Source organism: Desulfoluna butyratoxydans (assembly GCF_900699765.1).
Lineage (GTDB): Bacteria > Desulfobacterota > Desulfobacteria > Desulfobacterales > Desulfolunaceae > Desulfoluna > Desulfoluna butyratoxydans.
The window spans coordinates 342,929-366,356 of record NZ_CAADHO010000005.1 but is presented as its reverse complement, the minus strand read 5'-3'; the positions used below and the strand labels follow the sequence as shown (position 1 = coordinate 366,356).

At 57.8% G+C, this 23,428-nt stretch carries 18 protein-coding genes; 8 read left to right on the top strand and 10 right to left on the bottom strand.

Features of this window, described 5'->3' with window-relative positions:
• Positions 1–61: 61 nt before the first annotated feature.
• The gene (locus MSL71_RS15635; protein ID WP_180141966.1) at positions 62–1,579 is read right to left on the bottom strand and encodes a hypothetical protein; all 1,518 of its coding nucleotides are present in this window, start codon (positions 1,577–1,579) and stop codon (positions 62–64) included.
• A gap of 837 nt (positions 1,580–2,416) precedes the next feature.
• Between MSL71_RS15635 and MSL71_RS15630 the strand changes: the two genes are divergently transcribed.
• Together MSL71_RS15630 and MSL71_RS15625 are read left to right on the top strand one after the other, a co-directional pair.
• Positions 2,417–3,046 (top strand): methyltransferase family protein, encoded by a 630-nt coding sequence (locus tag MSL71_RS15630; RefSeq protein WP_180141964.1) that lies wholly within the window; start codon positions 2,417–2,419, stop codon positions 3,044–3,046.
• A gap of 96 nt (positions 3,047–3,142) precedes the next feature.
• Positions 3,143–3,658, top strand: a complete 516-nt coding sequence (locus tag MSL71_RS15625) for a DUF6125 family protein (protein ID WP_180141962.1) — start codon at positions 3,143–3,145, stop codon at positions 3,656–3,658.
• Between the two features lie 40 nt (positions 3,659–3,698).
• Here MSL71_RS15625 and MSL71_RS15620 read toward each other — a convergent pair whose 3' ends face one another.
• Positions 3,699–4,640: a YceI family protein gene (locus tag MSL71_RS15620; RefSeq protein ID WP_180141960.1), complete on the bottom strand. Its 942-nt coding sequence runs from the start codon at positions 4,638–4,640 to the stop codon at positions 3,699–3,701.
• Positions 4,641–5,313: 673 nt separating this feature from the next.
• On the opposite strand from MSL71_RS15620, the gene MSL71_RS15615 reads away from it, so the two are divergent.
• The 4 genes from MSL71_RS15615 (at position 5,314) to MSL71_RS15600 (ending at position 13,739) form a co-directional block, all read left to right on the top strand.
• Positions 5,314–6,486, top strand: a complete 1,173-nt coding sequence (locus MSL71_RS15615) for an efflux RND transporter periplasmic adaptor subunit (RefSeq protein WP_180141958.1) — start codon at positions 5,314–5,316, stop codon at positions 6,484–6,486.
• A 176-nt stretch (positions 6,487–6,662) separates the two neighbouring features.
• Positions 6,663–9,716 (top strand): efflux RND transporter permease subunit, encoded by a 3,054-nt coding sequence (locus MSL71_RS15610; protein ID WP_180141956.1) that lies wholly within the window; start codon positions 6,663–6,665, stop codon positions 9,714–9,716.
• Positions 9,717–9,740: 24 nt separating this feature from the next.
• Positions 9,741–12,110 (top strand): TolC family protein, encoded by a 2,370-nt coding sequence (locus MSL71_RS15605; RefSeq protein ID WP_180141955.1) that lies wholly within the window; start codon positions 9,741–9,743, stop codon positions 12,108–12,110.
• Positions 12,111–12,137: 27 nt separating this feature from the next.
• On the top strand, positions 12,138–13,739 hold the full coding sequence (locus MSL71_RS15600; RefSeq protein ID WP_180141954.1) for a cation:proton antiporter family protein: 1,602 nt from the start codon (positions 12,138–12,140) through the stop codon (positions 13,737–13,739).
• A gap of 52 nt (positions 13,740–13,791) precedes the next feature.
• Here MSL71_RS15600 and MSL71_RS15595 read toward each other — a convergent pair whose 3' ends face one another.
• Positions 13,792–14,205, bottom strand: coding sequence for a winged helix-turn-helix transcriptional regulator (locus tag MSL71_RS15595; RefSeq protein ID WP_180141953.1), 414 nt, complete (start codon positions 14,203–14,205; stop codon positions 13,792–13,794).
• Positions 14,206–14,400: 195 nt separating this feature from the next.
• On the opposite strand from MSL71_RS15595, the gene MSL71_RS15590 reads away from it, so the two are divergent.
• On the top strand, positions 14,401–15,015 hold the full coding sequence (locus MSL71_RS15590; RefSeq protein ID WP_180141952.1) for a flavodoxin family protein: 615 nt from the start codon (positions 14,401–14,403) through the stop codon (positions 15,013–15,015).
• Between the two features lie 195 nt (positions 15,016–15,210).
• Here MSL71_RS15590 and MSL71_RS15585 read toward each other — a convergent pair whose 3' ends face one another.
• From MSL71_RS15585 to MSL71_RS15555, 7 genes are all read right to left on the bottom strand, one after another.
• Entirely contained in the window at positions 15,211–16,080 is an 870-nt protein-coding gene (locus MSL71_RS15585) for a DMT family transporter (protein ID WP_218951050.1), read from the bottom strand.
• 438 nt (positions 16,081–16,518) lie between these two features.
• Positions 16,519–16,839, bottom strand: a complete 321-nt coding sequence (locus MSL71_RS15580) for a DoxX family protein (RefSeq protein WP_180141951.1) — start codon at positions 16,837–16,839, stop codon at positions 16,519–16,521.
• 47 nt (positions 16,840–16,886) lie between these two features.
• The gene (locus tag MSL71_RS15575; protein WP_180141950.1) at positions 16,887–17,105 is read right to left on the bottom strand and encodes a hypothetical protein; all 219 of its coding nucleotides are present in this window, start codon (positions 17,103–17,105) and stop codon (positions 16,887–16,889) included.
• Entirely contained in the window at positions 17,102–18,274 is a 1,173-nt protein-coding gene (locus MSL71_RS15570; RefSeq protein ID WP_180141949.1) for an FMN-binding protein, read from the bottom strand. Before MSL71_RS15570 ends, MSL71_RS15575 begins: the two co-directional genes overlap by 4 nt.
• A 13-nt stretch (positions 18,275–18,287) precedes the next feature.
• Positions 18,288–18,590 (bottom strand): hypothetical protein, encoded by a 303-nt coding sequence (locus MSL71_RS15565; RefSeq protein ID WP_180141948.1) that lies wholly within the window; start codon positions 18,588–18,590, stop codon positions 18,288–18,290.
• Between the two features lie 61 nt (positions 18,591–18,651).
• Positions 18,652–20,334 carry a 4Fe-4S dicluster domain-containing protein gene (locus MSL71_RS15560; protein WP_180141947.1) on the bottom strand — a complete coding sequence of 561 codons (1,683 nt, stop codon included), beginning with the start codon at positions 20,332–20,334 and terminating at the stop codon, positions 18,652–18,654.
• Positions 20,324–21,289 (bottom strand): tetratricopeptide repeat protein, encoded by a 966-nt coding sequence (locus tag MSL71_RS15555; RefSeq protein WP_180141946.1) that lies wholly within the window; start codon positions 21,287–21,289, stop codon positions 20,324–20,326. The genes MSL71_RS15560 and MSL71_RS15555 overlap by 11 nt, the downstream gene beginning before the upstream one ends.
• Positions 21,290–21,495: 206 nt before the next feature.
• Here MSL71_RS15555 and MSL71_RS15550 point away from each other — a divergent pair, with 206 nt between their 5' ends.
• Complete coding sequence (locus MSL71_RS15550; protein WP_180141944.1) at positions 21,496–23,154, top strand: sigma-54 interaction domain-containing protein; 1,659 nt, start codon at positions 21,496–21,498, stop codon at positions 23,152–23,154.
• Positions 23,155–23,428: the final 274 nt, after the last annotated feature.

The following is a 23,428-nucleotide window of genomic DNA, read 5'->3' as shown; positions in this document are numbered from 1 at the left end:
GGCTGCGGGTGAGGGCCGGTTATGGCAAGGGCTGAGCTCCCTGCACGTTTTACGGGGTGGACTACTTGCTCGCCACCTGTCCCACCAGCAGGAAGTCCATGGGGGTTTTGACACCGGCAGTGCTCGAAAAGTCGATCATCTTTTCACCGGGGGCCAGCAGGTTGGTCTCCATGAGGAAGTTCAATCCCTTGAGATCCAGTGTGAGGCTTTGGGGCATCACAAGGTGATCGTCCAGGTTGTCGTAGAACGAGGGGTGGGATTCCATGCAGCCCCCCAGGCGTTCCCAGAAACTGCAGCCGTCGTTGTGCAACCCCACATGGATGTCCTTAGGCGTGATGGAGATGGCGGCGATGCTGATTTCATCGGTGGTGGTGTTCAGGCTGATGGAGCCGCCGCTCTGTTCATAGGAGAGGGTTACCTTTACACCGCCCCAGTGGTTGGAGGAGGACTGACCGAAGGAGGCGTTTTCAGACCAGGAGGTGTCGGCCGAGGCCTGCCAGTTGAGGGAAACGCTTCCGTCTGCGATCTGCATGCGGATGGGGTGGTCCTTGAAGTTGATGTCAAACCCCTTGTAGTAGTGGCTGCCGAAGAACCAGTGGCCTGAGTCGTCCTTGGCAAGGATCTCCAGGTCCTTGCTTACATTGCAGGCAATGCCCTTGGGAACCGACTCGTAGGTCACGGTAAATCCTTCGTCTTGAAGTTGTTTGGTGATGTAGCTGGTGGTGAGGAGCTGGTAGCCCAGGATGAGGCTGGCGGTGTAGCCATCCGGAATGGGGAGCATCTCTTTGGTGCCAGGCTGAAAGGAGGGGTTGCGGTTGCCCGGGGGGTTGCCGCTCTCCTTCACCTGGATGTAAAGGCTCAGGATACCCGTATCCCCGTCTCCCTCCGAGGCAAAGACAAAGGATTTGGGCGTGAGCAGCACGCTGCCCTGGGAGGCCTTGTCGTTGTTCACCTGGGCCAGGGCGTAGTCGATCTCTTTGACATGATAGGTGAAGTAGCTCTCCACGGCGTCGACGAACTGCGGGTTGATGATGGCTTTCAGTGACGGGTCGGGCTCGGGCATGATCTTGAACTGGGTGCCCTTTTCATTGGCAAAGTGGAGGATTACGTGGCTCTGGCTGGTTTTGTCGTCGTCAAAGGTGACGATGTCTCCCTTGGAGGAGACCGTACCGGTGTCGCCGGTGACGGCCGCCAGGGGAACATAGGCATCCACGCTGTACGTGTTTTTTGGGAAATCGGCTGTCCTGAAAGGTTTCTCCTGGCCCTTCAGGTAGATGCTGTACGTACCGTCGGTGATGAGCATGGTGAGAGTGGCCTGGTCCGATCGACCGGCGATGAACTTCAGGGTGGGCTTGCCGAGGAACAGATCGTATTTCACGGTAAAGGGCTCCCCGGTCAGGGGGTCGTCTTCCTGAACGTCGAAGTGCATCTCAGTGACCAGCTGTTTTTTCGCATAGGCGGTGGCGAGAAAATCGTTGAGTTGCTTTGTGGTGTAGGAACAGACCATGTCCCAGTTGTTGGTGGAAGAGCTGCCGTTCATGGCGTTGACCAGGTTATCCATTGTCGGGTAGGTACTCATGGAGCCTCCTGAGGATTGTGAGTTGGTGTTACGTAATGAACGTTTTATGACGACGATATGGTGTTGATGAACTGTGCGATGTGGGTGTGTCTTGAATGGTAAATGGCTGTAACAGTATTTAATTTAGGCTTTTTAGATCCGGGTATCTGCATCTGTGCGACGTGGTGCGGCGATTTTTATAACATGGCTGAGATGTCGGGCAGGGCGCCCATGCATCAAGCCCGAAGGATGAGAAAATCGATCAGAAATCAGAGGATTATATTTTGTATTTTAGAAATGTCTACACTCTTCTCAGTAACCAGATGCAATGACATCTTAAACTATCTTTGGCGTGGCCGCTTATTCATGAAATATCCGGGTAAGGCCTGTTGCTGTTGGATCACAGAGGGCTGAGGTGTCCGTGGGGTGAGGACAGTACGGTGAGCGTCTCAGCATTATAATGCTTTGAACTATAGGGATTGTTTTTCTTTTTGCCAAGGGAAAAAAATATCCTTGTCTTTCTGGCGACAGACGCCCCCGTTACCTTCCTTACCGTGTTTTTCTGCCCCACCGATTCGACCTTGGAAGGCTCTCGTTTTAAGGGCCGTCCCTCCCCAGGGGTAAACCCGGCTTTTTTGTTGAAACATGGCTGTGATTATCGTAATTTTATTCTCATATTTTAATACATAGAATCAGTAGAGGGCGGCAGACGATAAAGGCCCACAGCCGTGTCTGCTGGGGCGAAGTCCCCCTTTTTGATTGGTGTGCTGTTTTTTAGTAAGGAGAAGGTTGTTGTCGCAAAAATTGAACAAAGATGGCGTAAAGTATCTGTTGGCACCCGTTCGATGGAACATTCTCATGGGTGTTGTCTTTTTTCTTGTGGCCGGGCGATGGGATATTGCCAGGGCCTGGCTGGCCTTCGGCATTCACATTATCGGAGCCGTTTTCGGCGGGTATTTGATGTTGCGGTTCGCACCGGAGCTGGCCAACCAGAGAGCGGAAGCCAGGGAGGGCACCAAGGGCTGGGACAAACTCATCCTCCTTTCCTACTTCCTGCTGTTGATCGTCTGTATCCCCGTGGTGGCGGGGCTGGAGATCGGACGGTTCGGAGGCGTTCAGATGGAAGGGCTCAGTTGCGTTGCCGGGATCGCATTGTACCTTGGCTTTTTTCTGCTGTTTTACTGGGCCATGCTGGTCAATAAACATTTTGAAGGGACGGTCCGTATCCAGACGGATCGGGACCATATAGTGGTTACGCGAGGCCCCTATGGCGTTGTCCGGCATCCCGGGTACGTGGCCATGGTGCTGGTTTGCCTGGCCGACCCCTTTATCATCGGTTCGAAGCTGGCGCTGATCCCCGGTGTCGTTGCCATTGCGGTAACGGTGCTCCGCACCTTCCTGGAGGACAGGATGCTTCAGGAGGAACTGGATGGGTATGCCGAGTACGCAACCAGGGTGAGGTACCGGCTGATTCCCGGGGCCTGGTAAGCCCCTTTCGCGTGGCGGCCCCGGGCGCAGTCCCAGGCCGTTATCATCTTCCATTCCCCCATGGGCCCGGTTCGCTTCGGGGGCAAAGGAGGCCATGTGAGATCCCTTGACGAGATGTCGACGAAGGAGACGGTTGCTCTGCTCAACAAGTGCTGGATGACCCACGACGGCATGTGGTTTTTTCATTGCCTCAATACATTTGGGATTGAGGCAACAAACAAGCTTAACAAAGAGGCGATCAGGTCCCTTTCATCCGTTGAAATTAACCGGCTCAAACAGGTCCTGGGTATCAATGGGCCGCTGGATCGCTGCGATGACTTTTTAACGTTTTTTAAAGAAGCATCCACGGTAATGATCCCTGACTTTATGCAGGTCCGTTTTGGTTACCCCGGTGGAAACATCCTCACATGGGCGTTTCCTCAAGGGGAGTGCTTTGCCTATAAGGGGGTAAAACGGCTCGGCGTCATCGACCGGTATGAATGCGGGGTGCTATACAGAATCAAGTGCTGGCTTGACGAACTCGGCATTGCTCACCGGTTCAACCCGGAGTGCGGGCTGTGTCTGATGCATCATCACGGGTCATGCGCAGGGGAGATCCGGTTGTTTGTCTGAAGCGCTTGCAATGTCTCCGACGGTACCTTTTTTCCCTGACTTACGTCTGGTTTTTTTGTGCCTTGATGCGGATCTCGAAGCTTATGAGGTCGAAGACGAGGTGCATACCGAGGTGCTCAAAAAATTTGGATGAGCCGTAGATTACCTTCCACCGGGTGCGGTCCAGGTCGAAGTGGGCTTCTGCTGCCAGGTGGCCTTCCTCGGTGGGGCTGACGGTGGCGGGAAAGGAGAGGGGGGCAGAGACGCCGCCGAGTTCAAGCTGCCCACTGACCTTGACGTTGGGAGCGCTCAAAAAGGGCTCCGGCACGGGGGCTGCGTCTTCCATGGTGAAGCGAGCCACTGGAAAGCGCCGGGTGAAGAAGAAGTCATCGGATTTCAGGTGGTCTTCCAGGACCTGTTGCAGCTCATCTCCTTCCAGGTTGATGTTGGCGATGGTGTTCATGTCGATGTCGAAGTGTCCGGTGACGGTTCCACCCGTTGCGTCTAAGGCTCCCGAGGCGAGACGAACTTGACCGTGGTGGCGGCTCGCAGGGTTTCGACCGACCCACAGGATAAAGCTCTCCTCTGTGTCGATGCGGTAGGTACCGTCGGGAATGATCAGCGTTCTCTGGGGGGCATGGACCACCTCCGGTGCGCTTCCCTCAAGGGGCAGGCCCTTTTCGTTCCATGCGCTGAGTCCCCCAGACAGGACATGGAGGCTGCGGTACCCGGCGCGGTGAAGTTTGCGGGCCGCCGTATCCGCGTCCAAGGAGCGATGGCTGGAGCCGTAAAGGACGATGACGGCTTCCGGATCCCTGGTGACGCCTTCGACCTGTTCCAGAAAATTGATCTCAAACACCGAAGCCCTCAGGGCTCGCGGCAGGCGTATCTTGGTGTAGTGGTCCTTGGTGAGGGTATGCAGCAGGTAAAAGGGTTTTTCTTCTTCAAGCCAGCGGCTGAGGGTTTCCGGTGACAAAAGCTCGTAGGGATGAGGTCCGGTCATGGTGTCTCCTTTGCAGCACCACCGACGTGCTGCGCTGTTTACGGCATGGGTTGTTGCCAAGAGCCTTTTGGGTCCATGCCCGCAGGGTGAATGTTTTTTTTACTGCTGTCGCCCCTCGGCGAAATCGCACTGAATCGAGGTGTCGTCGATGCGGCCATATGGAATCAATTTTATTTCGCGTTTTCTTCCTTTAACGGGCCTGCCACACATGGGCCCGATGAATTTAATCCTTTCTCTGCCCTTATATGTTTGTAACCCTCGTACGTTGTTGGTATATTTATCGGGTAACCACCGGTACTGGTGAGTGTGGTGCACTGCGACACTCAGTGACATCGCAAAGCCAGTCGTCTTTCAAGCCAGTCATGCTTTTCTGTTCGGATGTCCACATATTTACTTTTTGAAATTCAGCCTGAGGTCCACAGTCGTTTGGGCGATGGATTTTTTTGATCCAGCCTGCCTGTGCGTGCTGTTGGCTTTTTCGGAATCCTGGAGGATGATGCAAATCATACCATACTGTGAGGCCTCCTGCATTGGTAAACCGGGGGCAGGCTGTGGGCATTTGTCCTTATAAGTGGCGGCTTTTTAAATTGATTTTCGGAACGTTGTTTAGTTGAGGTTTCGTGCCGTTTCATACGGCGATTCCTAACTGATAAACATAGAAAACGGGGAAAACATGGACTTAAAAAAAAGAGACAGGGGCCTGGTGTTGGCCCGGAGGTTGCCCTTGGGCACCGGGCTCATGATTCTTGCGGCTGCTTTGGTGTTGTCCTGCGGCAGGAGGGGCGAGGAGGAGCCCGAGCCGGAGGTGGTGCGCCCGGCAAAACTCTTTCGTGTCTCGGCTGCTGTTGAGGAAAATCTCCGGGAGCTCCCGGGAAGGGTCAGGGCGAGCAGGCGGGCCGACCTTGCGTTCCAGGTGTCCGGTCCGTTGACCGCTTTTCCCGTTGAAGAGGGCGATCCCGTGAAACGGGGAGAGGTGGTGGCGCGGATTCTTCCAAGGGATTTCAAGACAGCCCTTGCCACGGCCAAGGCAAACGAGCTGGAGGCCATGCATCAGTATAACCGGTACAAGGACCTTTATATCAAAAAGCAGGTCTCCAAGGCCGATTTTGACAGGGCCAAACGGGAGTACGATGTGGCCAAGTCCGATGTGACCAACGCGGAAAACGCCCTGAAGGACACCTATTTAAGAGCCCCTTTTACCGGGGTCATTGCCCGGCGGTACGTGGAGAATTTCCAGGAGGTCCGTGCCAAAGACCCCATTGTCAGCCTTCAGGACGTTTCGGAACTGGAGATTGTGGTGGATGTCCCCGAAACCCTCATGGCCAGGGTCCGGAGCAAGTCCAAAGGGGCCGTTGTGGCCGAAGTGGAGTTTTCCGCCATGGCCGGGGTCAAGCATGACCTCACCCTCAAGGAGTTTTCCACAGAAGCGGATGATCAGACCCAGACCTATCGTGTGGTCCTTGCCCTGCCTGCTCCCAAGGGAGCCAACATCCTTCCCGGAATGACCGCCAAGGTGACGGGAAAGAGTCAGGCAGAGGCAGAGGCGGCAGCGGAAACAGATGAAAAGGCCAGCGAGGATACGGTGGAAGGCCTGAAGGGCATAAAGGTGAAAAAAGGATTTCTCGTGCCTGTCAATTCCGTTTTCGCAGATGAAACGGGCCGCGAATTCGTTTGGGTTGTAGACTCAGGCAGCATGACCGTGGAGATGCGTGAGGTGAAGGTCGGCAGCGTGTCCGGGAGCAGTATTCTTGTCCTTGAAGGGCTTGAAGCCGATGAAACGATTGTTTCCGCCGGTGTCAATTACCTTCAGTCCGGAATGAAAATCAGGGAAATGAAGGCCAACTAGCCCGGCTCGCCCGGAGGGTGAGAAAATCGAGTCGAGAATTGAAAGTTACATTCTGAATTTCTTGAATAACGAGGCTTTTCACACTGACGCGCCAATCACAGCCTGATTGCTTTGATGTGATCGTTTTCTCATGAAGTATCCGCTCATGAAATATCCGGGACAGGAGGCTGGTATTTATGAACATCGCAGAACTCTCCATTGAAAAAAAGACCGTCACGCTGGTGATTTGTTTTTGCATTGTCGTGGGGGGCATCCTTGCCTATTCCGGGTTGGGCCGCCTGGAGGATCCCGAGTTTACCGTAAAAAATGCCGTTGTTCTCACCCCGTATCCCGGGGCCACCCCCATGGAGGTGGCCGACGAGGTCACGGATCGTATTGAGACGGCCATCCAGCAGATGCCTCAGCTCGATTATGTGGAGTCCACCTCCCGGGCCGGAGGGTCCATCGTGACGGTGACCATCAAGGATCAATACGACAAGCACACCCTTCCTCAAGTCTGGGACGAGCTGCGGCGCAAGGTGGGGGACATTCAGTCCCAGTTGCCTCCGGGGACCCACCCCTCCATCGTCAACGACAGCTTTGGCGACGTGTACGGCATTCTCCTTGCCGTCACCGGAGAGGGGTACTCCTACGAGGAGCTCAAGGAGTACATGAAGTTTCTGAGAAAAGAACTCCTGCTGGTGCCCGGCGTTGCCAAGATTACCCTCTGGGGGCTTCAGGACGAAGCGGTCTTCGTGGAGATTTCCCGGGCGCGCATCGCTCGCCTTGGCATCGGCCTGGACAGTATCTACTCCGCCTTGAAGGATCAGAACCTTGTGGTGGAGTCCGGTTCGGTGAAGGTGGGACCCGAGTACATCCGAATCAATCCCACGGGCAGTTTCGACTCGGTTGAGGATATCGCCAATCTCCAGGTGCGGGATCCGGAATCGGACCGTGTCATTTATCTCAAGGACGTTGCCGACGTGAAGCGTGGGTATGTCACGCCGCCGTCCAGGGTGCTTCACTTCAACGGGTCCCCGGCCATCTCCATCGGCATCTCCGTGGTACCGGGGGGCAACGTGGTCTCCATGGGGGAGGCGGTCAAGGCACGGCTTGCGGAGCTTGAAAACCAGAGGCCGGTGGGTATGGAGATGGGGGTTGTCAACTTCCAGTCCGATGATGTCTCCAAAGCGGTGAACGGGTTTGTGAGCAATTTTATCCAGGCCGTTCTCATTGTGGTGGTGGTGCTTCTGCTCTTCATGGGGTTTCGGAGCGGTCTTCTCATCGGGGTGGTCCTGGCCCTGACGGTCCTTGCCACCCTGGTGATCATGAAGATCCTTGCCATCAACCTGGAGAGGATCTCCCTGGGGGCCCTTGTCATCGCCCTGGGCATGTTGGTGGACAACGCCATTGTCATCACCGAGGGGATGCTCATACGCATCGAGTCGGGGATGAATCGCATCAAGGCGGCAAAGGAGGTGGTGGACCAGAACCTCTGGCCCCTGTTCGGTGCCACGGTCATCGCGGTGCTGGCCTTTGCGGCCATCGGTGTCTCCCAGGACTCCACCGGGGAGTACTGCCGCTCCCTGTTTCAGGTGATGCTCATTTCCCTTATGAGCAGCTGGGTTATCGGTATCACCATTACCCCGCTGTTCTGCACCATGTTTCTCAAAAGCAAGGCCACTCAAGGGGATGAGACAGAGGAGAAAGATCCGTATCGCGGCGTGATTTTTGTGGGTTACAAGGCCTTTCTCAAGATGTGCATCAAGTGGCGCTGGATCACCATGGCGGTGATGATCGGTCTGTTGTTTTTTGCTATCACCGGGTTCGGCATGCTGAAGAACAGTTTTTTCCCGGAATCCACGCGGCCGCAGTTCATGATCAACTACTGGCTCCCGGCAGGCACAGATATTCGCCAGACCACGGCAGACATCGCCAAGATTGAAAAGCGGCTTCTGGAGGACGAACGGGTGGTCTCCACAGCGTCGTACATCGGCGAGGGGGCGCCCCGGTTCATGCTCACCTTTAACCCGGAGACTTCCAGGGACAAAGGCTTTGGCCTGATTCTCGTCTCCGTTAATGATTACAGGGTGATCGGGGACATTATTGAAGAGTACCTGGCCTATTTGAGCGATGAGTTTCCCGAGGCCCAGCCCATATTGGAGAAGTTCAAGCTCGGTCCGTCAAGCGGTGCCGTGGAGGTGCGGTTCAGCGGTCCGGACCCCGTTATTTTGAGGCAGCTTTCAAATCAGGCCAAGGATATCCTCCTTGCCCACCCGAATACCTATGCGGTGAGGGACGACTGGCGGCAGCGGGTGAAGACCATCCGGCCCCAGTTCGACGACACCCGGGCCCGGCTGGCGGGCATTTCGCGATCCGATCTGGCCCGGGCCCTGGAGATGAACGTCATCGGGACCACCATGGGCATTTACCGGGAGGGTGATGAGCTGATCTCCATCATCGCGCGGCAGCCCGAAGAGGAGCGCCTGGACGTGGAAAATATCCGGAGTCTTCAGGTGTGGAGCCCGGCCACGCGGAAAACCGTTCCCGTGTATCAGGTGGTATCCGATTTTACGACGGACTGGGAAGACTCCATGATCTATCGTCGGGACCGGAAGATGACCATCACGACAAAGTGCGAAAACAAGCCCGGGATCCTGGCAAGCTCCATCTTAGGGGACGTCAAGACCAAGATCGAGGCCATTGAGATCCCTCCGGGGTTCTCCATGGAGTGGGGCGGTGAATTCGAAGACTCTGCCAAGGCAAGGGAGAAGCTGGCCGGTTCCATGCCCGTCACCTTCATGCTGATGGTGCTCATCGTGATTATGCTTTTCAACTGCCTGAGACAGCCCCTGATCATCTGGCTCACCGTACCCCTTGCCATTATCGGGGTCTCCATGGGGCTCCTTATATTTGACCTGCCCTTTGACTTTATGGCCCTGCTGGGATTTTTGAGCCTTACGGGCATGATGATCAAGAGTGCCATTGTTCTCATTGATCAGATCAATATCGAGCTGGGCGGGGGCAAGGCCCCTTACATGGCGGTGGTGGACTCGGCGGTGAGCAGGATGAGGCCGGTGTGCATGGCTGCCATCACCACGGTTCTTGGCATGATTCCGCTGTTGCCGGATGTCTTCTTCAGGGCCATGGCCGTGACCATCATGGCCGGCCTCAGTTTTGCCACGCTTCTGACCCTCATCGTCGTTCCGGTTCTTTATGTCATCTTCTACAAGATCCCTTCCCAGGGATGAACCCTATATGCCGGGAGTTCAACCATGACACGTACATCCACCTGTTTCGCCATCATGCTGGTCACGCTGCTCACCCTGGCTTCCTCGGCGGTGGCCGTCACGGGGCTCCCTGTTGCCCGTATAGGGATCGTGACCGACGGGCCTTGGGCCAGGTACCCTGATTCCCTCGAGGTTTTTAAGGAGGAGATCATCACCCTGGCCGAAGGGGAGTTCGATATCCGGTTTCCGTCAAACCGAACCCTGGACGGCGGATGGAACGTCGGTGCAGTGACCGCTGCCCTGGATACCCTCCTTGAGGCGCCCGACGTGGACATTATCGTGGCCCTTGGGGTTGTGGCCAGCGACGAAGCCTGCCGCCGAAGGGGTCTGAAACGACCTGTCATCGCTCCTTTTATCGTGGATGACAGGCTCCAGGAGCTTCCCTTCAAGGATGGCACCAGCGGTGTGCCGAACCTTAATTATATCAACGTGCAGAAGAGTATCTCCAAGGAGATGACGACCTTTACGGACATCGCACCGTTTAAAACCCTGACGGTCATCGCCGACCAGTTTGAAATCAATGCGCTCCAGGATGTCGCAAAGCATATGACGGCTTTTGAAGAAGAGCACGGCCTTGGGATCAAGCTTATCGCCTATGACGTCAGCGCTGAGAAAACCTTGGAAAAGCTTACCCCTTCAACCGAAGCGGTGTTTGTGACCTCTCTGCTTCGCATGCCCCCGGATGAGTTTGAAAAACTGGTGGCGGGGTTCATCGACAGGATGCTGCCCAGCTTTTCTTTCTGGGGCATGGCCGATGTGGAGACCGGGATTCTGGCGACCATGACCCCCAAATCGAACATTCAGCACCTTGCCCGAAGCGTTGCCGTCAATATCATGGAGGTGCTTCGCGGGAAAAACGCCGGAGACCTTCCGGTTTTCTTCAGTCGTGGGCAGAGCCTGACCATCAACTGGGCCACGGCAAAGGCCATCGAAGTCTACCCGAAGTGGGACATCATCACCGGTGCGGAGCTTCTCAACAACAACGTCGAGGGCGTGGGAAGGCGCCTGACCCTAGAAGGGGCCGTCACCGAGTCGGTGCGCGCCAACCTCGATTTGAAAGCACTGGACAGGGCCGTGGCCTCAGGCCTGGAGGATGTCAAGAAATCACGGGCCGACCTGTTGCCGCAACTGGGGCTCGGCTCAGAGGCCAGAATGATTGACGACGACAGGGCAAGGGCGGCCCAGGGCCAGAGGCCGGAAAAGACATGGTCCGGCTCCATAACCGGCAGCCAGGTCATTTATTCGGACAAGGCCTGGTCGGCCTATACGGTGTCGAAACAAACCCAAAAAGCCCTTGAGGAAGATCGGGAGACCCTTCGGCTTGATATCATCAACAGCGCGGCCGTTGCCTACCTCAATGTGCTCAGGGCCGAGGCGGTCCTCAACATACAGACCGACAACCTCAAGCTGACCCGCGCCAACCTGGAGCGGGCCAAGGTCCGTGTTTCCGTGGGCGCGGCAGGCCCTGAAGAGGTGTACCGCTGGGAGAGTGAGCTGGCCAACCGCCTCCAGGACGCTTTGAACGCCGAATCTTCGCTTCTTGACGCCAGGAGCGAGATGAACCGCATCATGGACCGGCCCTTGACCGAGGCCTTTGCCCCAGCAGAGACGGGGATCAGGGATCCGGTGTCCGTGGTGGGGGAACCCCGGATTTTTCCTTATCTGGAGACGCCCCGAAGGGTTCGTGTCCTGAGTGATTTCTTTGCTGAAGAGAGTCGGGTCAAGGCCCCGGAACTCAGGGCCATCGACGCCCTGATCACCGCACGTATGCGGGTGCTGACCGCGGCCAAGAGAGAGTTCTGGCTCCCCACCTTTGAGCTTGTCGGCAACGTCACCGAGGTCTTTGATAAAAGCGGTGACGGTACCGAGTTTCCCCCCACCACCCCCGAAGTCCCGGATGACACCAACTGGACCGTCGGGGTCACAGCCTCCCTTCCTCTGTTCAGCGGAGGGGAAAGGTCGGCAGAGTTGAGGCAGGCAAGGGAAGAGATCCAGCGGCTCGGCAGGGAGCGCGAAGCTGCGGCGGCACGCATCAGCCAGAGGGCTGTTGTGGCCATGAACCGCGTCCGGGCTTCCTATCCGGGGATACGCCTTTCCAAGGACGCGGCAGCATCCGCGGCCAACAACCTTCAGTTGGTGACGGACTCTTATGTCCGTGGCGTGCTCTCCATCATCGACCTCCTCGATGCACAGAACCTTGCCCTTGTGGCCGAGCAGCAGGCGGCCAACGCTGTTTATGACTTCCTTACGGATCTCATGGAGGTGCAGCGATCCGTGGGCGATTTTTTCCTCTATGCCGACGAGGCCGAACGGGATGTCTGGTTCGACCTGATCGAGGCCTATTTCTCCCAGTGACATGCCATAAGAGAAGGATCAAACCCCATGGACCCTGTTGTCCTTACCGTGGCCTTTGTGCTGGGCTACCTGATGTACCGCCTGGGGCTGCCTCCCCTGGTGGGGTTTCTTGTGGCCGGGCTGTGCCTCAGCGGGTTTGGCTTTGAGTCCACCCCCATGCTCCAGGCCGCCTCGGATGTGGGGGTGACCCTGCTTCTGTTTACCATCGGGCTGAAGCTGAGGATCAGGAACCTCGTGAAGCCGGAGGTGTGGGCCGGGGCATCCCTGCACATGGCTCTCACCGTGGCCACCATGGGAGGGGCCCTGTTCTGTCTGGGGTACTCCGGGCTGCGTTTTTTCCTTGCAATCGACATGAGGACCGCGCTGCTCCTGGCCTTTGCCCTGAGTTTTTCCAGCACCGTCTTTGCCGTCAAGATCCTCGACGAGCAGGGGCGCATGGATTCCCTCAACGGCCGCACAGCCATCGGCGTGCTCGTTATTCAGGATATCCTGGCGGTGATCTACCTGACGGCGGCAACCGGTAAGGTGCCCTCGGTGATGGCCATTGGGGGCATTGCGCTTCTTCCCGTGGTGAGAAAGCTCTTTCTCCTGGTGATGGACCGCATCGGCCACGGGGAGCTGATGGTGCTATTCGGGTTGTTCGCGGCCCTCATCGCAGGGGCTCATATCTTTGACCTGGTTCGGCTGAAACCGGATTTAGGGGCTCTGATCCTGGGCATGCTCATGGCGCCGCATCCCCGGGCCAAGGAGATGGCAAATTCCCTGATGAGCATCAAGGATGTGCTGCTGGTGGGTTTTTTCCTTGATATCGGGCTGCGAGGCGTTCCAGGGGCTGCGGGGTTTGCGGCTGTGGGGATCCTGGTGGCCCTGCTTCCCCTTAAAATGGCCCTCTATTTTCTGGTCTTCACCCGGTTCCGCCTAAAGGCCCGGACCTCCTTTATGACCATGGCGAACCTCTCCAATTACAGCGAGTTCGGGCTCATCGTCTGTTCCCTTGCCGCATCCGTGGGCAGGCTGGATCCCCGGTGGCTGGTGGTGATGGCCATTGCCCTGTCTGTCTCCTTTATCCTGGCATCGCCTTTGAACACCTACTCGGACCGGTTGTTTGACCGTCTGGCCGACATGCTGAAACGGTGTGAAACCTGTGAGCGTCATCCTGAGGAAGCACCGTATGAGCGGAAATCTGCGGATATTGTCGTTATCGGTATGGGGCGAACCGGGGTGGGGGCCTACGACTGGTTTCAGGGGAAGTACGGCGAGGTTGTCCTGGGAATCGATTACGACAAGGAGACCGTGGCAGGCCATGAAATGCAGGGGCGGAGTATTGTGCAGGCCGATGTGACCGATCTTGACTTCTGGCGGCGGCTTCCCACTCCGGACGGGCGGGTGAAGCTGGTGGTACTGGCCTTGAACAACTTTGAGTCCACCCTTTCAGCCATTCAGAGGTTCAAGCAGTTCGGTTACACAGGGACTCTGGCAGCCGTGGCCCGTTATGACGATGAGGTGGAGAGGTTAAAGGAGGCCGGGGCCGATGTGGCCCTGAATGTCTTTGCCGAGGCCGGGGCAGGCCTGGCAGCCCATGCCGTGGGACGCCTCGGGTTGCCGGTGCCGGAGCAGGGACCGGCCTGATGCGGTGAAGCGGTCCCTGCGGGGGCTTATGGGGTATGCTGATCTTCCGGCCCTACAGGGCGAGCAGCTCCGGGGGCTCGGCGCATTCAAACCCTTCGTCTTCAAACAGGCCTTCGCCGCCCAGGTGCTTTTCGTAGTCCACGCCCCACTGGCGCATGTGCTGGAGGATGGGGATGATGGTGTATCCCAGGGCGGTCAGGGAGTATTCGACCCTGGGGGGAACCTCACGATAGACTTCTCGGTGCACGAGGCCGTCGGCCTCAAGCTCTCGGAGCTGTTTGGTCAGCATGCGCTGGGTGATCTCCGGGATGCTGCGGGTCAGCTCTCCAAAGCGCATGATCTGTTCCAAGGCCAGGTGGTTGAGAATGATGGGTTTCCACTTGCCTCCGATGACAGAAAGCGTCAATTCAAAGTAGCATCGGTATGTTTTCCCCTTAAGTTCTTTGATTTTGCAGGGTTCGGGCATGGTCGGTCTCCAAAGGTATCTTTTTTGTAAGTATGGCACAATAAATACCGTACTTGCGAAACAGGGCTCCCTTATGGATAGTGCACCTGTCAGGAACGGTCAAGGGGGCACGTGTGCTGCACCCCTAAAACCAGATAAAAACCGTGGGGAGGGACTTTGTCCGCTCCATCCATGAATCCACAAGGAGAAACAGGTATGTACGCCATTGCCGTCAACGGAAGCCCGCGAAAGGGCGGAAACACGGAAACGCTTATAAATCATGTGCTCGCCCCCCTTGAGGCGGCGGGTTGGGAGACCGAGACGGTTCGTATCGGCGGAAAATCCATGCGGGGGTGCACCGCCTGCGGGAGTTGTTTTGAAAAAAAAGACGGGTGCTGCATTTTGAAAAAGGACAGCTTTAACGAGGTCATGGCCAAGATGGTCCGGGCCGATGCCATTATTCTGGGCTCTCCCACCTATTTCACCGATGTGACGGCCGAGCTCAAGGCCCTCCTTGATCGCTCCGGCATGGTGGCCCTGGCCAACGACAGGGCTTTCAGGGGAAAGATCGGGGCTGCGGTGGTGGCCGTACGACGGGGTGGCGCCACCCATGTCTTTGATACCATCAACCACATGTTCATGATGTCCCAGATGATCGTGCCCGGCTCCACCTACTGGAACCTTGGTCAGGGACTCAACAAGGGTGACGTGCTGGAAGACGCCGAAGGGCTGGCCAACATGAAGAACCTGGGGGAGACCATCGCCTGGCTGGGGAAAACGATGGCGCCTCATAAAGAGAGCTTCCCGCAGACCCTTGAATTTTTCGGGTAGGCAGTCAGTCTCTGATACCCCATAACGCCAAGAGTTTTGGCTCCCCGGACATGGTGCACAGAGTGCACCCTGCGGGCTGAGGGCCTCACGGCACGGTGTCATGATGACGGATTTGATTTAAGGGCCGATCTTGTGGGGAGATCATGACTTGTTGAAACCATACAGCGTTCTCGTCCCGTTTGATCCTCCACGCGTTTATCGCTCAGGTGCCAGGATGGTGAGAAGTACCCCGGTGAGGATGAGGACGCTTCCCCCGTATCCTAAAACGCCCAGGGTCTCGTTCCAGAGGAGCCAGGCAAAGAAGGTGGCCACCACCGGTTCCAGGGTGGCGGTGAGGACGGCCCGTGTGGGGGCCAGGGTGCGCAGGCCCAGGTAGTAGAAGCTGTTGGCGCTGTAAGAGAAGAAGGCCAGAAGCAGGAGCTGGAACCAGATGACGGGTGTTTTGGGGGTGAACTCCACAAAGGGGAGAAGGCCCAGGATACCCGTGGGAAGGATCCAGAAGAAGAGGGTGTACGGGGCGTAGGTCCCCGAAAACATTTTACCGATGATGTAGTAGAGGGAGTAGCAGATCCCTGCGGTGAGTCCCCAGAGCACGGCCGTGGCAATGGACTCTCCGGCCATGGGGCCTCCGTCCAGGCAGATGCCCCAGACCCCTGCCACGGCAAGGGCCATGGCGATGCCCTTGATCAGGGTCATGCGTTCCCCGAAGAGAAAGAAGGAGAAGAGGGCCACCCAGAAGGGCGCGGTGTAGAGCAGCACCGAGGCCAGGGCCGCACCGCCCTTGTCGATGGCCATCATGTTGGCGGCGTAGAAAAGGGAGATGCCCACGAAGCCGAAGGCAAAGAGAACGGGCAGGTCTTTTTTTTTAGCCGCCATCTGTCGTTTGGCGGCTGCATGGGTGCCGAACATGATCCAGGTCAGAAGAGCGCGGAAAAAGCCCGCTTCAATGAGGGAAACCCCGGCGGCAAAGAGGTACCGGGAGACCGGGCCCAGGAGCCCCCAGAGAAGGGCGGCTCCGAAGATGAAAAGGTAGCCTCTGAGGCTGGGTGAGGAGATGTTCGGCACGGGAAGCTCCTTGTGTATGGATCTGATGCGGACCCGCGTCAGCGGATTGGATCAACGTGTCGTCATGGGCAGAACCGTGACGCGAGATCAAGCTTTACGGCCCTTGGTGTGCCATGTCAAGGGCTGTACGGGAAAGACCCAGGGTTAACGCATTTGGATTTTTGCCTCCGGCGGCCCTGCCGGGGGACAAACTTTTGAAAAGTTTGATAAACAGGTTTTGTTCTTTGAAAATGCGTCACTACAGAGCATAGTCCCTCTTCTTCATTTCGTTTATCAAGGCGCTTATCTTCAGCCCCTGCGGTGCTGGAGATAAGCGTCTTGATTACCGGAAAGTTTTTGCGGAGCTTTTTTCAAAAAGCGACCCGCCGGAGGCAACTGATTTTTTAAATGCGTTAACCCTGGGGAAAGCCCCCTGCAAAAGGGGCGCTGTCCTTATGATTACAAGGTCCCGACCATGATCACGGCGCCCAGGATGAGTACCGCCAGGGCAGGGAAGCTCTGGGTCGGCTTATGCCTGGTTTTGACGTGGGCGGCCACGGCTCCGACCATGGTCACGACCAGAAGAGCCGATGCCGCCAGGGTGAGGGCTTCTATCTGAAGGCCGATGGCGAGGCACACCTCCAGGCCGCCGATGAGGGGCATGGCATGCCTCGGCAGTCCGAATTCCTTGAACTGATCGGCCAGGGGTTTTACGCCCAAGAGTTTTGCAACCCCGGCAATGAGGATGAGGGCGGAGGCGATGAGTTTGACGATGGTCATGGTTGGTCTCCTTACACTGTGTCGTGGGACGAGGCCGGTGGACCCGGTTACCCGTCCTTGTTTCCTTCATTGGCCTTGAGGATGCTCTCAAGGCTGATGTGTTTTGTGTTGTGGGACGGTTTGGCCTGTGGTTCGGTGCTTCGGACATAGAGCACGGCTCCTGTCTCTTTTCCGGCGGCCTTCTGCCACTTGGGAACCAGTTCCAGGAGGCTTGCGGCCAGAAAGCCCAGGAAGAGGATTGTGGTTGCAATGCGTCGAAAGGTCATGGGGCCTCCTTGGGGTGGATATCCTGTACGGCGCGACGGCGCCATTGGCTGCGGACAAACCCCACATAGTCAAAGAGAGCGGTAACAGGGCAAAAGAGCCGGCACCAGGGGCGTTTGACCATGAGGGAACCGATGACCACGGCCAGGGTCATGGCAAAAAGGGCATCGGAGCCGGTGAAGTTAAACGCCATGCCAAAAGGCTCGAAGCTCGCCTGGGAAGGGTTTCGGAAAAAAAGGGCGGCGCAAAGGGCTGCAAGGGCTACAAGCCGCGCCGACCAGGTCATCCATGGGGCCCTCCTGGGCGGTGAGCAGCCCGTGATGCGCCCCAGCCCTTCCTGAACCGCGCCGAAGGGGCAAAGGATGGCGCAGTAAAGGTTTTTGCGGGTGAGGAAAAAGACCGCAATCGCAAGGATAAGGCAGACCAGGGCGGCGTAGGAGGCAAGGCCCTGTGTCCAGCCGCCGGAGATGAGCAGGTGCACGGTGGCAAGGGAAAACTGGGTGCTGTAGAGGACGCCCAGCAGCAGGGTCGAGACCGTCAACAAGGCGGCGCGGCCCTTTTTTTTGGACCAGGGGAAACGGCGCCCGGCCACAATGAGGGCGCAGCCGAAGAGCAGCACGATTGCCATGCTTTTCATGATCTCTTTTCGGTTCACGGGGCCGGGGGCGCCTTGTGCGGGCATGGGCTCACCTTTGCGGGCGGCGGCGATGCGGGCCGCTGCCTTCCTGATCCCTTCCAGGATCGCCGTTGAGGAGATGGTGGCCCCGGAGACAGCGTCCACGTCGGGGAGCTTGTCCAGCTTGTTGCCCGGAAAGGGATCGAGGAGCCCGTTTTCCACTACCTTGGCCAGGTAGGTGGCGGTGTCGGTGCTGCTGAGGATGGCCACATGCCGAATGGTTCCTTCTTCATCGGCTGCCAGGGCAACCTTCAGGGGGCCGCCGTAGCTTGGGCGGCTTGCAAGGGCGATATGCAAGGGGGCCTTCTGCGCGTTGCGCTGGTCCGCCCGGTAGAGGTGATCGCTTACCTGGGAGATGTTTGTGAATGAGTTTGAGATGTTCTGGATGTGCGCCGTGGCAGACTCCTGAAGCCTGGCCCTCCCTCCGGCCCAGGCGAGGATCAGGACCAGGAGGGAGAGGATTGCGGCTGCGCGTTCCATGTGCTGTTTTTGCATCAACCGGTGTTCCTTATGCCTTTTTCTTGAAAACAAAGAGCTTGAGCATCACCGTGCCTGCGATGATGTGGGGAAGCCCCAGGTAGCCGATGAAATAAAATCCGGCCCGGCTCTCGTATTCACCGGCCAGGGTGAAACCGCCCGCCACCACGGCGCAGAAGGAGAGAAAGCAGCCGTACATGAGCAGGGTCTGCCACCAGGGAACCTGTCTTCCGCTCTCTTTCAGCCAGGTGTTGGCACTTAAAATGATGATCACCTGCATGGCCCCCATGACCATCCAGAACAGGTAGTTGAGTATCGTTGATCCGGGAAACATCGTTTTTTCCTTTCAGGATATGGTGCGTCTTTTTCGTTGCGTGTCTTTGGCCGGGGCCCTTTTACTCCATGCCGTGGTATTGCCAGGTCCGTTCGATCTCAAAGAAGTCGTCGCTTCGCATCCACCAGGGCGCCTTGTGGTAGTTGGCCTCTTTGCCGCCGTCCCAGTCCGACTTGAACTCTTCGGCTTCCGGGTACTTGAAGAAGTTGGTTTGCATGGCAAGGAGACCCTTGGAGACCAGATGGGTGGGGTCCCGGGGTTCCAGCTCCCTGGAGATGGTGTGGATCCAGGTGTTCTTGCGGGAGTAAGGACAGAGCCCGATGCAGACCCGGCACCCGAGGCCGTCGCTGGTGGGGCCGCTGCACCACTGGAGGTGGCATTTCTCCTCATCCAGGCGCCAGCGCTTGAAGCCCCGTATGACGGTTTCCGGCCTGTCGCTCTTGGAGATGGCCCCGGAGGGGCAGGCATCCGCGCAGATCTTGCATTTCATGCAGAAGTCGGCCATGCGCACGCTGATGGGCTTGTCGTATTCAAACTCGATGTCGGTGATGACGGCGGCAGGCCGGAAGTTGGCCCCGAGCTCCGGCACCATGACCACCCCGGCCCGGCTGTACTCTCCCAGGCCCGCGAGCTGGACAAACGGACTCATCATCACCTCGTAGTGATGGCCGGGGAACTGGGCACGGGCGGGGTAGCCCAGCTCCTGGATAAACCGCTCCAGGAGGCCGGAAGCGCACCGGGATCGAAAATAGGCGTCAAAGGAGGTGGAGTACCCCACCGCGGAATAGGTGCTGTCCCAGTACATGGGGACCCCGAAAACGATGATGCTCTTCCAGTGCCCGGGGACCTTGTCTCCCCAGCTGTCGTGGCCCTGGTTGGGCATGCCGCGCATGAGCCCCTTGAACATGAAGCGGGGGTCGAACCTGGTGATCCCCACCAGGGACATGCCGTACATGTGGGCCATGCGCTTGATGAGCTTGGTGGCATGCTTGGGGGACTTGAACTTCAGGGGCTCCTTTCGCCAGATGTGGCGGTAGTCCCACTCCTCCGGGGGAACGGGGACGCCGGTCTGCTCGTATTTTTCCGCGGGGTCTTCGGGAACCGTGGAGCCGTATCGGTTGTACATGCCGGTGTCCCGGAAGGACGCGTTGTAGGCGTCGGCAATGGCGTAGCGTTTGTGCTTGCCCGCTTTCCAGGCTTCGGCCCGGATGACGCTGTTTTCAAGGGCCTTCATCATGGTCTCGAACTCTTCTTTGGGCCGGCTGCGGTAGTAGTCTCCCACCGGGCCGGGCAGGGCTTTGAGGCCTTTGTCGGGCGTCCAGGTGCCCTCCTTGATGTAGCCCATGATGACGGCCTTGCGCTGAAAGAGATACTCTGTCCAGTCGGGGCGCTCCACCTTGCCCACGGGCTTGAAGAAGGTGGGCAGGTCTGTTCTGAAGGGCTCGCGGTTGAAGAACATGTCGCCGCCCTGGTAGGTGCGGTTGTAGCCTGTGTAGGCGTCGTCGGAGCGGCCGATGGCAAAACCGGCGGCACCGGCGCCCCCCACCGAGGCCACGGCCGCGGTGAGGCCGCCTATTTTAAGGAAGCCGCGGCGTGAAAAACCGCCCGGCTCTTTTTCGGACGGCTCCTTGCCTTTTGGGGGCGGGGCAGCTTCCTCGGTCTCTTCCGGCTCCAGGTAGTCCGGTTTGGCGGTGAAGTTGGCCGGATCGTTGATGATTTCAAGGGCATCTTTTTCATTGGGCATGGGATTGGCTCCTTCCGTCCTGTGGACGGTCTTTATGGAAAGGCTCCTGTGGATCCAGGGCGCTTTGGAAATCGGGAAAATGGTCGAGGACGCATCGGACATAGGGGGGCGCTTTGTCGGGCTCCGTCTCCATGAGGCACCGGGCGCGGTTCACCAGGAATTCCCGTGCGTCAAAGTCGATGAGGGCCATGTCGATATGGCTGTGGGCCGCTTCAACGGGGTTGCCCAGAGCCAGCAGGGCGTCTCCTTTCACCCGCAGGGCTGTGAGCTCCGGCCCGAAGGCTTTGAGCATGTGCTCGCACAGGCAGATGGCCTCTTCGTGCCGGCCTGCGTGGAACAGGCAGATGGCAAGTCCCCGGCTGGACTCCGGGTGGTCGGGGTTCAGGGCCGAGGCCTGGTGAAAGTAGGGCAGGGCGGCATCGGGCTTTTCCAGGTGGAGAAGGCACTCCCCGGCCCAGAAATGGGCCCCGGCATAGTCGGGGGACAGCACCACGGCCCGTTCAAACAGGGGCAGTGCCTCGGCCACCCGGCCGGTCAATGCATGGCAGAGGGCAGCGTTGTAGGTGGCCCCCCCATGGTCGGGCTCTTTTGCAAGGATGGCTTCGTATCTTCCCAGGGCATCCTCAAAATCTTCCTCATACAGGGATATGTTGCCCCGGTTGTATGCGGCCCTGATGTTTTCCGGGTCAAGGGAGGCAGCGTTGTCAAGGTGCGTGCGGGCTCTGTCCATCTCTTCCTTTTGAAGCCAGAACAGGCCTATCTCGTTGTGGAGCCTTGCCAGCAGGCGCGTGTGGTCTTTTGGCTGCGGGATCTCTTCAATCCGTTTCTCTAGAAAAAACCGAAGCGATTCAGGGGGCTCTGTGCCCTTGAGCTTCCCTATGGCTTCCTCTATGTCCTCTTCCGACCACAGGGCAGGCTTCAGGGGAGGGCGGTTATATGGCATGGCCGTTGACATGGGTGTCTCCTTGACTGGCGTGTTTGTGTGATGCGGCAATTCGAACGGCTTTTTAGGGATAGCAAGCGGTGTGCCAAAAGGCAGTGGCTTGAAATGACAGGGAATGTGGATTCGAGGGAGATGTTGCGTTGGTAAATAAGGTAATTTTGGTCTATATTTGTCTTATAAGATGAAAAATTACTTTATTCGGCAATATGAGGTGACCCATGCCCGCCCCTTCCCCCACAGATGATCTGCGTTTTTTTCAGGAGACCGTCTCCCATCTTTCCGGAAGCCTTGAACTGGCCGACTCCATGGTGTCGGTCTTCAATCACCTTGCGGACCATTTCCCCCTGGAGGGGATCTCCCTGCACCAGTACTCCCAGGGGCTCAATGCCTTAAAATTGCTTTTTCTCGTGCGCGAGGGCCGCTTCGATTACGTGGAGAGCCTGGTGGACCTCACCCCCCGCGAAGGGGCGCTCATGCTTCATTTCGAGCAGGCCGGCGACGTCATCCTGGAACGGAAAATAAGCCGGGGCGGGGGGGCCGCAAAGCACGCCCAGGCCCTTGGGCACCTGTTGCCCGTCAAACCCCGGGCGTACCTTGTGGGGATCCTTACGTCCGGCAACGAAACCGTGGGGCACCTCTGCTTTATCGGTAAGGAGGAAGACTGCTTTACCGAGGAGCATGAGCGCAAGATCCGCCTGCTTCTCACCCCCTTTGCCCTGGCCATGTCCAACATGCTTCGGTTTCAGAGGGTGCTGGCGTTTCAGGAGCGGCTTAACGAAGAGAAACGCGGGTTGGAAAGGGCCCTGGAGCAGCTTCGGGATAATCGCATCGTCGGGGGGCTTGGCGGTCTGGGAGGGGTCATGGATGAGGTGCGCCGCCTGGAAGGACGGGAGGTTCCGGTGCTTATTCTGGGGGAGACCGGAACCGGCAAGGAACTCATCGCCGATGAGGTGCAGCGGATTTCACCGCGTCGAGACGCGCCCTTTGTGAAGGTCAACTGTGGCGCCATCCCCGAGGGCCTCATGGACGGGGAACTGTTCGGGTATGAAAAGGGGGCCTTTACCGGGGCCACCCGGAGTCGGCCCGGGTTTTTTGAGCAGGCCCACGGCGGCACCCTTTTCCTGGACGAGGTGGGCGAGCTGCCTCCCCAGGTCCAGGTACGGCTTCTGAGGGTCCTGCAGAACGGGGTGGTGGAACGATTGGGGGGCAAGGAGTCCATCTCTGTGGATGTGCGTATCATTGCAGCAACCCATCGCAATCTTGAGGCGATGATGAAGCAGGGGGCGTTTCGTGAGGACCTCTACTACCGCCTCTTTGTGTTTCCTGTTACGGTTCCTCCGCTGCGGGAGCGCAAACAGGACTTAGAAGCCCTGGCGTACCATTTTATCGAAAAGATACGCCGGAGGCTGAATCTGCCCCAGAGCCCCTCCCTTGCACCACGGGCCGTGGATGCGCTGATGCAGTACGCCTGGCCGGGCAACGTGCGGGAGTTGGAAAATCTTGTGGAGCGGGCCATGACCCTGTGGCCCGGGGGGCCCCTTCTCCTGGATCGCTTGTTGCCCCGGGAGCCTGAGTTGTATCAGAACGCTCGGGAGAACCTGTCGGATCTGGAACGGCTGGTGGAGGAGAAGGTCGCCGCCTGCTTTGAAAAACAGATGCCGGGCACACAGAGCCGTGAGGCGAGAAGCATCCCTTCGGTGCGTCCCCTCCAAACCCTTGATGAGGCGACACGGCAATGCATTGAAGCGGCCCTCTCCCACTGCAGGGGGAAGGTCCACGGGCCCGCTGGCGCCGCCGCCGTTCTGGGCATCAACCCCAGCACCTTGAGAAACAAGATGGTAAAGCTGCAAATCCGGGCCGATACCTGGAGGTCATAGGGTTTTTCATTGACGAATTCAGGAATGTTGAGCTGTGGGGAACTCTCGGTGAGTTGTTGCGACTTAAGTTCTTGATTGTGCTGTTTATATCTGGTTGCAAAAAGGTTGACATTGAAAAAACGCTCATGGTATCCATGACTGAGCGCTCGTTCAGGAAACCGGTTGTTGATGCCCTCATTCCCTCTTTGTTTTATCCTGAGCCCTCTGCCTGTTTGTCCCGGTTTTTCTTCGACGTGCTGTCCTGAACGTTATCACCCGTGAATATCCAACGTCT

Excerpts from the sequence above, each read along its gene's own strand:
- MSL71_RS15635 (WP_180141966.1), bottom strand. The coding sequence starts at position 1,579 with ATGAGTACCTACCCGACAATGGATAACCTGGTCAACGCCATGAACGGC.
- MSL71_RS15630 (WP_180141964.1), top strand. The coding sequence starts at position 2,417 with ATGGGTGTTGTCTTTTTTCTTGTGGCCGGGCGATGGGATATTGCCAGG.
- MSL71_RS15620 (WP_180141960.1), bottom strand. The coding sequence starts at position 4,640 with ATGACCGGACCTCATCCCTACGAGCTTTTGTCACCGGAAACCCTCAGC.
- MSL71_RS15615 (WP_180141958.1), top strand. The coding sequence starts at position 5,314 with ATGGACTTAAAAAAAAGAGACAGGGGCCTGGTGTTGGCCCGGAGGTTG.
- MSL71_RS15610 (WP_180141956.1), top strand. The coding sequence starts at position 6,663 with ATGAACATCGCAGAACTCTCCATTGAAAAAAAGACCGTCACGCTGGTG.
- MSL71_RS15605 (WP_180141955.1), top strand. The coding sequence starts at position 9,741 with ATGACACGTACATCCACCTGTTTCGCCATCATGCTGGTCACGCTGCTC.
- MSL71_RS15600 (WP_180141954.1), top strand. The coding sequence starts at position 12,138 with ATGGACCCTGTTGTCCTTACCGTGGCCTTTGTGCTGGGCTACCTGATG.
- MSL71_RS15595 (WP_180141953.1), bottom strand. The coding sequence starts at position 14,205 with ATGCCCGAACCCTGCAAAATCAAAGAACTTAAGGGGAAAACATACCGA.
- MSL71_RS15590 (WP_180141952.1), top strand. The coding sequence starts at position 14,401 with ATGTACGCCATTGCCGTCAACGGAAGCCCGCGAAAGGGCGGAAACACG.
- MSL71_RS15580 (WP_180141951.1), bottom strand. The coding sequence starts at position 16,839 with ATGACCATCGTCAAACTCATCGCCTCCGCCCTCATCCTCATTGCCGGG.
- MSL71_RS15575 (WP_180141950.1), bottom strand. The coding sequence starts at position 17,105 with ATGACCTTTCGACGCATTGCAACCACAATCCTCTTCCTGGGCTTTCTG.
- MSL71_RS15570 (WP_180141949.1), bottom strand. The coding sequence starts at position 18,274 with ATGCAAAAACAGCACATGGAACGCGCAGCCGCAATCCTCTCCCTCCTG.
- MSL71_RS15565 (WP_180141948.1), bottom strand. The coding sequence starts at position 18,590 with ATGTTTCCCGGATCAACGATACTCAACTACCTGTTCTGGATGGTCATG.
- MSL71_RS15560 (WP_180141947.1), bottom strand. The coding sequence starts at position 20,334 with ATGCCCAATGAAAAAGATGCCCTTGAAATCATCAACGATCCGGCCAAC.
- MSL71_RS15555 (WP_180141946.1), bottom strand. The coding sequence starts at position 21,289 with ATGTCAACGGCCATGCCATATAACCGCCCTCCCCTGAAGCCTGCCCTG.
- MSL71_RS15550 (WP_180141944.1), top strand. The coding sequence starts at position 21,496 with ATGCCCGCCCCTTCCCCCACAGATGATCTGCGTTTTTTTCAGGAGACC.